9 protein-coding genes (1 of these 9 cut by a window edge) are annotated in these 12,104 nt (G+C 31.2%); 8 read left to right on the plus strand and 1 reads right to left on the minus strand.

The window, feature by feature from the left end:
* Nucleotides 1-3: 3 nt before the first annotated feature.
* Nucleotides 4-1,953, minus strand: a complete 1,950-nt coding sequence (locus tag N1F78_RS01545) for a peptidylprolyl isomerase (RefSeq protein ID WP_406684441.1) — start codon at nt 1,951-1,953, stop codon at nt 4-6.
* Nucleotides 1,954-2,200: 247 nt separating this feature from the next.
* Here N1F78_RS01545 and N1F78_RS01550 point away from each other — a divergent pair, with 247 nt between their 5' ends.
* From N1F78_RS01550 to N1F78_RS01585, 8 genes are all read left to right on the plus strand, one after another.
* Nucleotides 2,201-3,241, plus strand: coding sequence for a hypothetical protein (locus tag N1F78_RS01550; RefSeq protein ID WP_406684442.1), 1,041 nt, complete (start codon nt 2,201-2,203; stop codon nt 3,239-3,241).
* A 208-nt stretch (nt 3,242-3,449) separates the two neighbouring features.
* Nucleotides 3,450-4,127 (plus strand): tRNA (guanosine(37)-N1)-methyltransferase TrmD, encoded by a 678-nt coding sequence (gene trmD, locus N1F78_RS01555; RefSeq protein ID WP_406684443.1) that lies wholly within the window; start codon nt 3,450-3,452, stop codon nt 4,125-4,127.
* Nucleotides 4,128-4,402: 275 nt separating this feature from the next.
* On the plus strand, nt 4,403-4,753 hold the full coding sequence (rplS, locus tag N1F78_RS01560; protein ID WP_406684444.1) for a 50S ribosomal protein L19: 351 nt from the start codon (nt 4,403-4,405) through the stop codon (nt 4,751-4,753).
* Nucleotides 4,754-5,615: 862 nt separating this feature from the next.
* On the plus strand, nt 5,616-7,823 hold the full coding sequence (locus tag N1F78_RS01565) for an NADP-dependent isocitrate dehydrogenase (protein ID WP_406684445.1): 2,208 nt from the start codon (nt 5,616-5,618) through the stop codon (nt 7,821-7,823).
* A 78-nt stretch (nt 7,824-7,901) separates the two neighbouring features.
* A complete protein-coding gene (locus N1F78_RS01570; protein WP_406684446.1) occupies nt 7,902-10,277 on the plus strand; it encodes a TonB-dependent receptor in 2,376 nt (791 codons plus the stop codon).
* 4 nt (nt 10,278-10,281) lie between these two features.
* On the plus strand, nt 10,282-11,094 hold the full coding sequence (locus N1F78_RS01575) for a DUF4249 domain-containing protein (protein ID WP_406684447.1): 813 nt from the start codon (nt 10,282-10,284) through the stop codon (nt 11,092-11,094).
* A gap of 19 nt (nt 11,095-11,113) precedes the next feature.
* Nucleotides 11,114-11,932, plus strand: a complete 819-nt coding sequence (gene murQ / locus N1F78_RS01580) for an N-acetylmuramic acid 6-phosphate etherase (RefSeq protein ID WP_406684448.1) — start codon at nt 11,114-11,116, stop codon at nt 11,930-11,932.
* Nucleotides 11,919-12,104: the 5' portion of a DUF6095 family protein gene (locus N1F78_RS01585; RefSeq protein WP_406684449.1), read on the plus strand. 54 nt of this gene lie beyond the right edge of the window; only the first 186 of its 240 coding nucleotides appear in the window; it begins with the start codon at nt 11,919-11,921; the stop codon falls past the right edge of the window. The genes murQ and N1F78_RS01585 overlap by 14 nt, the downstream gene beginning before the upstream one ends.

Genomic DNA, 12,104 nt, shown 5'->3' on the forward strand with positions numbered 1-12,104 from the left:
TAATTATTTCTTAATTTGAGATTTAACCTTCTTTAAGACATCGTAATTTATCTTTACTTTATACTTTTCCTTTAATGCGTTTACCCACTTTTCTTCTTTAAAGGCTTGGTAATCATTAATAACACTTCCTCTAGCTTCTTCTAAAGATTTTTGAGTTTCTGGTAACACCTCATTTACCTTAACTACCACAAAAGAATCATTATACCTATAAATTTTAGAAACACCCTTTTTAAAGGTAAATGGTTTTGGCAAAGTACGGTTTTTGGCGTCCATAACACCAGTTGTAAAAATCACATTTGTTTTACCATTAACGTTTATAAGTTTTTTAATTTCATCTTTATCAGTTCCTTGCTCTAAAAGTTTAGAAACTTTTTTAAGTGTTTTTTGTTTAGAACCAGAAGCTACAATTGCATCTACCTGTTGTGGATTTATGTATTTTACCTTATTCTTCTCATAATAGTTTACAATATCTACTGAATCGGTTTGTGAAGCATTCCATATATTATTTTCCATTAAATCAAACAATAATAAACCGTCTCTATACTCCCCTAAAACATGAGCATATTCTTCATTTTCATATTCAAGATTATCCTCTTTATATTTAAATAAATTTTCATTTAAAAACCTTTCATATTTCTCACTTACAAATGTCTCTATTGATTTTTTATATACTCCCCCTTTTTGATGTGCTAACAAATAAGTACCGAAGTCATTATATACCAATTGTTTGTTCCCTATTTTCACTAAATTAACCTCAGCTGTAAAATCTTCTGGTAATTCCCAAATCTTTTTATAATAATCTTCATTAACAATTGAGATAAAATAATTCAAAGCCTCTTGATTGTCAACAACATTATATTCCTTTTTTAATGAGCTATATAATGCCTCATCCATTAATTTTAAACGATCACCCTTCTTAATTTTAGATTCCAACTCTCCTTTCATATCTTCAAAAGGTGGTATTAATTTTTTATCAATCAGTTTAACTATATGCCAACCAAATGATGATTGAAACGGCTCAGAAACATCTCCAATTTTTTCAATACCGAATGCAACCTCTTCAAATTTTTTAGCTCTAATCTGTCCTCTAGAAATAGGAGCTAATTGCCCTCCTACAGCAGCTGAGTTTTTATCGTCTGAAAATTGTTTTGCCAAAGCCTCAAAAGATTCTCCTTGCTTAAATTTATTATAAATCTCCTGTATTCTCTCCTCAGGATTTGTAAGTGAATCTGTCTTTTTTTTCATTACCATTATATGAGCAACTGTACGTTCTCCTTTAGATTTACTTTTATCTAAAACATTAACAATATGATAACCAAAACGCGTTTTAAAAGGTTTTGAAATAGCGCCTACTTCAGTATTAAAAGCAGCCGTTTCAAATTTATAAACCATTTTGAACCCAGAAAAATAACCAAGCTCTTCACCAAAAACAGTTTTGCCATTATGCACCTCTTTCCTAACTTTTTCAAAACCTTCAGTTAAAGCTCTTTCTCTTAATTTTAATATTCTGTTATAAGCATTTAGAGTATCTCTAGGATTTGCATTTTGAGGTATTTTTATTAGAATGTGGTTAGCATTTATATCATATGACACACGTTGGTAAGCTTCTTCAATTAAATCATTAGTAACTTCGGAGTCATTAAGATAACTTTCAGTCAACTGATTTTTATAACTTTCTAATTCTCTCTTATAAGTTGGTTTTTCATGAAGACCTAAATGCTTGGCTTCTTTTAACTTTAGCTTATAAGTTGTAAAAAGTTTAAGATATTCATCTATATCTCTTTGAGACTCATCTTGAACTAAGTCTAAATTTTTATTATAGACTCTTAAAAATTCTGATACAGAAACAGGCTCGTCATCAATTGAAAAAAGTATCTCATTTTGAAATGATTGCCCATTAACAACTGCAATAAATAGCACTAATACTAATATTAAAAAACTTTTCAATTTCATGGTTTAAAAATTATTCGGATGGCTACAAAAATACTAATATATACCTATTATGCAAGTGGTTTAACAAAGCATTAATAGTATCAATTTTAACTGATTTTTTGAGATGAAATTGCATGCCTATTTTATATATTATACAGGTTCTTGTATTTGATTTTGTCAGAAAAATTGGCTAACTTCGTTTAACAGTAGATATAAAACATTGAAACGATTTCATATCAAGTCGTTAGCCACAAATTAAAAAACGTCAATGAAATTCAAATTTATTCATTTAATATTAGTTCTTATTTTGGTTACTAACTTGAAAGCCCAAAATATAGCTGAAAAAGATAGGGTAAAGTCAATTAAAAGTAGCTATTTACATTTTACCAAATTATTCAAAAAAAAGAATTATGTCTATCATAAAGTTGATTTTAACAAAAAGGATTATCTCTTCGAAACTATAAATGAAAATAAAATTGAAAAATATCTAAACTTTATAAACAACTCATTAACACTTGAAGTAATTGATCAATCACAAGTTATTGACCATCCTGATTATGCAGATTTAAAAATTACAATTAATCTCCCTGATTTTTTTAAAAATTTAAGTGACAAAAAATTCATGGAGTTATTTCATCGACAAATTGACGTTACTTTGGAGTCAAATGATTTAATTGACCAATTTAATGAACCATTAAATTTAAGTTATGTAGATAAAAAATTCAATTCAAAAAAAATTGAATATTCGATATTAATAGTAAAAGATTCGTTATACAAAAATCAACCTATTAAAATTAGTGGAGAAATTAAATACAAATTAAAATTATTGACCAATTATGACGAAATAAAAATTAAAACGGAACAGGTAGGAAGTACTTTTAAACTGGGTAAGTCAGAATATAAATTAATTGATTATTTTAATAATTCGCTAATTATAAAAAAAATATCGGGACCCAATGAGAGTATAAAAACAATTAGTTTAACTTCTGACGGAAAGTTAGCTCGACCTTATTCATTCTCTGAATTTAATGATTTAAAGAAAAATGATAGTTCATATGCTAATAAAGTGAATTTTCGCAGTTTTGTATCCAACGTTACTCCATATTTCTTCTACGAATTACTAAAAAACGAGCCCGACATAACTTTAGAAAGATTTGACCAATTATTAACACCTGATAAATTAGAAGAACTAAAAAAAATTGAAAATTCAGAAAGAATTATTATTGTCCCAACAGTCTCAAACCTAAATTCCGAACACATCTTGTATACACCTCAATATAAAACAGAAATAATCGAAATTAACAAATAAATCAGTGGCTAACAAAGTGTAAAAATAATTGCTTGGTTTTAGCCTACTCGGAAAATCCTGCGGATTTTCCTCTGGTTCGTTCCATTTTTGCTAAGTTAGTTGCTTAATCACGCAACTATCCTTACACCAACCGTTAAACGAACCTCCTAATACCATTCTCCAAAATAACCAACATTTAAATTATATTTGCAGCTCTATTTCTAGACTTATGCGCATAGATATTATTACTGTTTTACCTGAGTTACTTAAAAGCCCGTTTGAAGCTTCTATTTTAAAAAGAGCCATTGATGCTAATTTGGTAGAAGTTCATTTTCATAATTTAAGAGATTATACTACCGATAATTATAAGAGTATTGACGATTATCAGTTTGGTGGTGGAGCTGGTATGGTAATGATGATTGAACCCATTGATAAATGCATTACTGGTTTAAAAGCAGAACGAGATTACGACGAAGTAATATACATGACCCCAGATGGAGAAACTCTAAACCAAGGTATTGCAAATCAATTTTCTTTAAAAGAGAACATTATTATTCTTTGCGGCCATTATAAAGGTGTAGATCAGCGCGTACGTGACCATTTTATAACACGAGAAATTTCAATTGGTGATTACGTATTGTCTGGTGGTGAATTAGGAGCTGCTGTACTTTGTGATGCTATTATTAGGTTAATACCAGGTGTTTTAGGAAATGAAACTTCTGCATTAACAGATTCTTTTCAAGATAATTTATTGGCTCCTCCAATCTATACACGTCCAAGAGACTATAACGGATGGGAAGTACCAGAAGTATTGTTTAGTGGTAACTTCCCTGAGATTGAAAAGTGGCGTGAAGACCAAGCTTACCTGCGTACCAAAGAAAGAAGACCAGATTTGTTAGAGGAATAAATTAGACCATTAGTAATAACCTTTCACCTCTTCTATTTTTACTTAACCTTTGTAACGTGTTAAGGATTTAACGGTATGTCTGAGCTCCCTGACCAAATGAAGTAGCGAGTAGTTAAAGCCTGCCCCCAAATGGGAACACCATAAAAAGAACAAAAACTTTTAACTTATAACTTTTAACTTATAACTTTTTATGTATCTTTGCAGCCAATTTCGGGTTAACCTCTGGCGAAAATCGTGAATGTTGTTCTGAATCAACCATTTATAAATATAAAAAGATGGAATCTTTAATAAAATTTGTACAAGACGAATTTGTAACTAGAAAAGACTTACCAGAATTTGGAGCTGGTGACACCATTACTGTTTACTACGAAATTAAAGAAGGTAGTAAAACTAGAACACAGTTTTTTAGAGGTGTTGTAATACAACGTAGAGGATCTGGATCTTCAGAAACTTTTACAATTAGAAAAATGTCTGGATCTATTGGCGTGGAGCGTATTTTTCCTGTTAATTTACCAGCATTACAAAAAATTGAAGTTAATAAACGTGGTAAAGTTCGTAGAGCACGTATATACTACTTTAGAGGTCTTACTGGTAAAAAAGCTAGAATTAAAGAGGAAAGAAGATAAGATTACTCTAAATTTTAAACTAATTAAAGGCCTTGATTTTAATCAAGGCTTTTTTTATTAACAAAAGTTAATAACTGTAGTTCATAACCGGTTGATATTAAAACCTTTAAAAAATTTGCTTTTTAAATTTCTAATGTTAAATTAGCAAAAGAAATAACAACAACATCCTTAGGAATTTGTTTTCATTATAAGTGAATTAATGTTGTTTCTAATAAGGAAACGTTCTTTATTTTAATTGTTTTTTGAGGTTTTTAAGTAACAGGTGTATGCGTGGAAAACTAAAAACCATGATACTACAAAAAGTCCTATATGTGTAAGCAGATAGCAACTAGTGTGGTTGAAAAGCTTGAAAAACTATAAAAATGAAAGTTTTTGTAGTCAATAGAGCAATGCTTTAAACGAACTTAACGTGAATAACGAAGAGTAAGATTGATAGCATCAAAAAAAACAATTACCGAGGCATTTTAGTGATTAGGTCAATACATTTTGAAAATTACAAAAAATGCTTCCTTGAAATAGCAATACTGAATATTGAAAAAGTATGATGAAAATTCATACCCATTTAGTAGAAATACTAAATAGATAAAAGTAATGTTATCTCAAAGAAAGCCATATCAAAGGAGATTAACTTCTGCGGTGATATGGCTTTTGTTTTTTACAACTTCAGGGTCAGTTTTTTATGAATTTCGTATTGGTAAACCAATTTTTTGGTATTCCAATAAATCTAAAAACTTAATTGTCTTTCATTTTATTATAAACTAGTTATAAATACTTAATTTTGTATATTCGCTTCGCTAAAAATGAATCTGCATGTTTTTAATCATTTATAGCAATCGTTTAAATCAAAAAAAAGCAACACTAAATGTCGAAAATAATTTACACTAAAACTGATGAAGCTCCTGCTTTAGCAACACGTTCTTTTTTACCAATTGTTGAATCTTTTGTTGAGTCAGCTGGAATTGATGTTGAAACCAAAGACATCTCTTTAGCAGCTAGAATATTAGCTGTATTTCCAGATTACTTAAATGAAGAGCAACGTGTTCCAAATGATTTAGCTATACTTGGCGAACTTGTTAAAAAACCTGAAGCAAACATTATAAAATTACCAAATATAAGTGCTTCTGTTCCGCAATTAGAAGAGGCTATTGAAGAGTTGCAATCTAAAGGTTATGCAGTACCAGATTACCCAAGTGAACCAGAAAACGAAGAACAAAAGGACATTAAGTCAAGATACGATAAAATTAAAGGTAGTGCTGTAAACCCAGTATTAAGAGAAGGGAATTCAGATAGACGTGCACCTAAAGCCGTTTCTCATTACGCTAAAAAGAATCCTCATAAGATGGGGAAATGGGAAAAAGATTCAAAAACTCATGTGGCTTCTATGGAAGCAAATGACTTCTATGGATCTGAAAAATCTACTACAGTTGCTGAGGCAACTGAATTTAAAATTACTTTCAATGGAAAAGAGCTAAAAGGTTATGCTCCTTTATTGGCGGGAGAAATTATTGACTCATCTGTAATGAGTATTACTTCCCTTAAAGAATTTGCAGCAAAAGAAATTGCTGATGCCAAGGCAAAGGGCGTATTGCTATCTTTACATATGAAAGCTACCATGATGAAGGTTTCAGATCCTATTATTTTTGGAGCTGTGGTTGAAGTTTTCTATAAGGATGTATTTGAAAAATATAGTGAATTATTTGATGAATTAGGTATAACTGCAACCAATGGTATTGGGGATGTTTATGATAAAATTGAAGGCCATGCAAAAGAAGAAGAAGTAATAGCAGCTATTAACGCTATTTATGAAGATTCTCCTGCTGTGGCAATGGTAGATTCTGATAATGGTATTACAAATTTACATGTACCCTCTGATGTTATTGTAGACGCATCAATGCCTGCAATGATTCGTTCTGGAGGACAAATGTGGAATGCAGAGGGTCAACAACAAGACACAAAGGCATTAATTCCTGATAGATGTTATGCTGGTGTATTCCAGGCAACAATTGATTTTTGTAAAGAAAATGGTGCTTTTGACCCAACAAAAATGGGTACAACACCTAATGTTGGACTGATGGCTCAAAAGGCTGAAGAATATGGTTCACATGATAAAACTTTCCAATTAAGTGAAGCTGGGACTGTTGAAGTGGTAGATACTGATGGAAATGTACTTTTATCTCAAGAAGTTGAGGCTGGAGACATTTTTAGAATGTGTCAAACAAAAGATGCCCCAATTCAAAATTGGGTAAAACTTGCTGTTAGCAGAGCTAGAGCTACAGGTTGGCCAGCAGTTTTCTGGTTAGACGAAAACAGAGCTCATGATGCTGAACTTATTAAAAAAGTAAATACTTATTTACCAAATCATGACACATCTGGATTAGAGATTTATATTAAACCTCCTATCGAAGCTACTTTATACACTTTAGAGAGAGTAAAAGTAAACTTAGATACTATTTCTGTATCAGGTAATGTTTTACGAGATTATTTAACTGATTTATTCCCAATATTAGAGCTAGGAACTTCTGCAAAAATGTTATCAATTGTTCCATTAATGAATGGAGGTGGGTTGTTTGAAACTGGTGCTGGTGGTTCTGCTCCAAAACATGTACAACAGTTGGTAGCCGAAAACCATTTACGCTGGGATTCTTTAGGTGAATTTTTAGCATTAGCTGTTTCTTTAGAACATTATGCAGAGGTTAACAATAGCCAAAAAGCTAAAGTACTTAGTGAAACTTTAGATGATGCCACTGGAAAACTGCTTGACAATAGAAAAAGTCCATCTAGAAAGGCTGGTGAATTAGATAATAGAGGGAGCCATTTCTATTTAGCAATGTATTGGGCACAAGAATTAGCCAATCAAAATGTTGACACTGAACTTAGAGACGAGTTTAGTCCAATCGCTTTAGAATTAGCTGCCAACGAAGAAATTATTGTAAAAGAGCTAAATGATATTCAAGGAGATGCTACCAATATTGATGGATACTATTTTCCGAATGAAGCATTGGCTAGCGCCGTAATGAGACCAAGTGAAACCTTAAATAACATATTAGGTAAAGTATTAAACAAAGCATAAACATACTTAAAACCTAACAACTTGTTAAAGCTCCTTTTTAAGGAGCTTTTTTTTTATATTTTTATAAAAAAAACTTGCATGAAAAAACTTTGCTTTTGGCCCCTATTGGCAATTTTTTGCACAATCTTTAACGGGTTTTCACAAGAAAAGTTTACACTAAGTGGAATCGTAACCGAAGAGAAAAGTAACGAAACCCTAATTGGTGTAAATATTATATTTCCCGAGTATCAAACAGGAACTTCAACTAATGAGTACGGGTTCTTTTCAATTACTTTACCAAAAGGCACCTACTCTATCGTAGTTAGTTATTTAGGTTTTTCAACCCAAACCGAAAAAATTGAACTAACTCAAAACATAACAAAAAATTTTAGTTTAAATAATACTTCAGAAAATTTAGACGAAATTGTTATAACAGAAAATATTGAAAAGCTTAGAATTAAAAAGCCCCAAATGAGCGTTAATAAACTAACCTCAAAAACCATTAAAGAAATACCTATGGTTCTTGGTGAAGCGGATATTGTGAAAGCCATTACGCTTTTACCAGGTGTTACTTCTGTTGGTGAAGGTTCTTCCGGGTTTAATGTAAGAGGTGGTTCGGCAGATCAAAATTTAATTCTGCTAGATGAAGCTACAATTTACAATTCTTCACATTTATTTGGTTTATTTTCAGTATTTAATCCTGATGCCATAAAAGATTTGAGATTATACAAGGGAGGAATTCCAGCAAGGTATGGGGGCAGAGTTTCATCCGTACTAGATATTTATCAAAAAGAAGGGAATAGTAAAGAATTTCATATGAATGGTGGCATAGGAATAGTTTCCAGTAGACTATTAGCTGAAGGCCCACTTAAAAAAGACAAAGGCTCATTTTTATTTGGTGGAAGGTCTAGTTACGCACACTTATTCCTACCCCTTTTTGATATTAACAACATTGCCTACTTCTATGATTTAAACACTAAATTAAGTTACAAATTAAACCAAAAGAACAACATTTATTTATCAGGTTACTTTGGTAGAGATGTTTTTAGAATTGAAGATTCATTTGAAAATTCTTATGGAAATTCTGTTTTAAACTTTAGGTGGAATCATTTGTTTTCAGATAAGCTTTTTTCTAACCTTTCATTTATTTATTCTGATTACTATTACAATTTAAAACTTAGTTTTGTTGAATTTGATTGGGTTTCAGGAATTCAAAATTTCAATTTAAAATACGATTTAAAACATTACTTAAATGATAAAATTAAACTTCAATACGGTGTAAATAGTATTTATTATAGGTTTAATCCGGGTGAAATTAACCCAACAACCGAAACATCTGGAATAAACCCTTTTCAATTAACCCATAAATACGCCTTTGAAAATGCCATTTATTTAGATACCGAACATACACTTTCAGATAAGCTCTCCGTTTCATACGGTCTTAGGCTAAGTTCATTTCTAAGACTGGGGCAAGATGAACTTAATGTCTATGAAAACAATCAAGCAGTGGTATTTAATGAAGATTTTCAAATTTACGAAAAAGCCGCTCCTACAGAAACAGAAAACTTTAAACGAAGTGATGTAATAACAAGTTTTTTTAATCTAGAACCAAGGATTTCTTTAGCGTTTCAAATTAACTCTAATAGTTCATTTAAAGCTAGTTACAACAAAATGAACCAGTATTTACATTTGTTATCTAATACTAATGCCCCTACTCCATTAGATATCTGGACACCAAGCGGAAAATATGTTAAACCACAATCTTTACATCAAGTCGCAGCTGGATATTTCAAAAATTTTAAAAATGATTTGTACTCTCTGGAAATTGAAAGTTTTTATAAAACCATAAAAAACAGAATCGATTATATTGATGGCGCGGACCTCATTGCCAATAATGCTATAGAACAAGTAATTCTTAATGGAAATGCAAGGGCATACGGATTAGAATTTCTTCTAAGGAAAAATGAAGGAAGGTTTAAAGGTTGGTTGGCCTATACGCTTTCAAAATCAGAGCAACAAACAAAAGGAAGAACTCCAATAGAAACTGGGATCAATAATGGGGCTTGGTATAACACTCCATTTGATAAAACCCATGATATATCATTAACTGGAAGTTACAATTGGAATGACAGGTTTAAACTTAATGCAAACTTTTTATTTCAAACCGGTCAACCCGTTACCTTTCCTAATGCACAATACGTTTATAACGGAATAAATATTCCTAATTACGGTGCAAGAAATGAAGACAGGCTTCCTTCTTATAATAGGTTGGATGTATCTCTAACATATTTTCCAAAACAAAGAAAAACTAGAAAATGGAAAAGTCATTGGGTATTTAGTATTTATAATATATACAACCGAAAAAACGCAACCTCAATTTCTTTTGGACAGAACTATGATACTGGCATAAATGAAGCTACTAAATTGGCCATTTTCGGTATTGTACCTTCTTTTTCTTATAATTTTAACCTCTAAAGCAATGAACAAAGTCATTTACTTACTTCTAATTTGTGTTTTCTTTTTTTCATGTCAAGAAGTTATAGACGTCCAGTTAAAAACCACTAGTCCTAGATTGGTAATTGATGCTTCACTAATGTGGGTAAAAGGAACTCAAGGTAATGAACAAGAAATAAAACTTAGTCTAACTGCACCATATTTCAACACCAACATTCCTCCAGCAAATGGTGCTACTGTAATTATAACGGATACAAATAACAACACATTTAATTTCGTAGAAGATGCTAATACAGGTTTATATAAAAACAGTTCATTTATTCCTAATATAAATGGTATTTATAACCTTTTTATAATTTACAACAATGAAACTTATTCTGGTACTGAGACTTTGTATTCTGTACCAGCTATTGATCATATTGAACAAAATGACAACGGTGGATTCTCCGGTGAAGATATTGAAATAAAAGCTTATTACACAGACCCAGAAAATGAAGAAAACTATTATTTATTTCAATTTGAAAACAATAATAATGTTCCAATGCTAGAGGTATATGATGATGAATTTAATGATGGAAATCAAATCTTTGGATTCTTTTCAGATGAAGAAATGAAGTCTGGAGATAATCTAAGAATAAAAATATCCGGAATATCAGAACGTCATTATGAGTATCTAAACATCTTACTACAGCAAACAGATGAAGAATCTGGAGATCCGTTTGAAACACAACCAGCAACAGTTCGTGGAAATTGTGTAAATCAAACCAATCCAGAGAATTATCCTCTTGGTTATTTTAGAATAACTGAAACAGATGTATTCAATTATTCAGTTCAATAAATTAATGTATTTTTGAGGAATGAGTTTCACTAAAACCACAGAAAAAGACTCTTATTACAACCACCTTGAAAAGATGAGTGTAAAGGAACTTCTTTTAAGCATTAACAAAGAAGATAAAACCGTTCCTTTTGCTGTTGAAAAAGCACTTCCTGAAATTGAAGCTTTAGTTAATCAAATTGTAAATAAATTAAAATCTGGAGGACGCCTATTTTATTTAGGTGCTGGTACCAGTGGTCGTTTAGGTATTGTAGATGCTTCCGAATGTCCCCCAACTTTTGGAGTAGCACATGAATTAGTAGTTGGGCTTATTGCAGGTGGTGATTCAGCAATTAGAAAAGCGGTTGAATTTGCAGAAGACTCTACAACGCAAGGTTGGAAAGACCTTCAATCTCATAATATTTCTGAGAACGATGTTGTAGTAGGAATAGCAGCTTCTGGTACTACTCCTTACGTTATAAATGCTTTACAAACCTGTAACCAAAATAATATTATAACAGGTTGTATAACTTGTAACCATAATAGTCCATTATCCCAAACGGCGCAATTTCCTATTGAAATTATTGTGGGTCCGGAGTTTGTAACAGGAAGCTCAAGAATGAAAGCTGGTACAGCCCAAAAGTTGGTATTAAACATGATTACAACATCAACCATGATACAGTTAGGACATATTAAAGGTAACAAAATGGTTGACATGCAATTAAGCAACAACAAACTAGTTCATAGAGGTACTAAAATGATTATGAACGAACTTAGTATTAAAGAGGATGAAGCCCAAAAGCTTTTGAATGAATTCGGAAGTGTTCGTTTAGCAATTAAAAATTACAATGACAGAAACTAAAAGAACAGATAAAGAAGTTCTTGTAAAAGGTATAAAACTAATGATGGGTTCATTAGCAGGTATGTTTGCAGGTCCAACACTTATCTATATATCACAAACAAAACTAAGAAGCCCTATAGATACTATCATGCTTATAATTGCTATTGCTATTTGTGGAGTTGCAATTTTTTTG

It is taken from the genome of Seonamhaeicola sp. MEBiC01930, assembly GCF_045277075.1.
Classification (GTDB): Bacteria; Bacteroidota; Bacteroidia; order Flavobacteriales; family Flavobacteriaceae; genus Seonamhaeicola.

Coding starts and splice junctions, on each gene's coding strand:
- N1F78_RS01545 (WP_406684441.1), bottom strand. CDS start 1,953: ATGAAATTGAAAAGTTTTTTAATATTAGTATTAGTGCTATTTATTGCA.
- N1F78_RS01550 (WP_406684442.1), top strand. CDS start 2,201: ATGAAATTCAAATTTATTCATTTAATATTAGTTCTTATTTTGGTTACT.
- trmD (WP_406684443.1), top strand. CDS start 3,450: ATGCGCATAGATATTATTACTGTTTTACCTGAGTTACTTAAAAGCCCG.
- rplS (WP_406684444.1), top strand. CDS start 4,403: ATGGAATCTTTAATAAAATTTGTACAAGACGAATTTGTAACTAGAAAA.
- N1F78_RS01565 (WP_406684445.1), top strand. CDS start 5,616: ATGTCGAAAATAATTTACACTAAAACTGATGAAGCTCCTGCTTTAGCA.
- N1F78_RS01570 (WP_406684446.1), top strand. CDS start 7,902: ATGAAAAAACTTTGCTTTTGGCCCCTATTGGCAATTTTTTGCACAATC.
- N1F78_RS01575 (WP_406684447.1), top strand. CDS start 10,282: ATGAACAAAGTCATTTACTTACTTCTAATTTGTGTTTTCTTTTTTTCA.
- murQ (WP_406684448.1), top strand. CDS start 11,114: ATGAGTTTCACTAAAACCACAGAAAAAGACTCTTATTACAACCACCTT.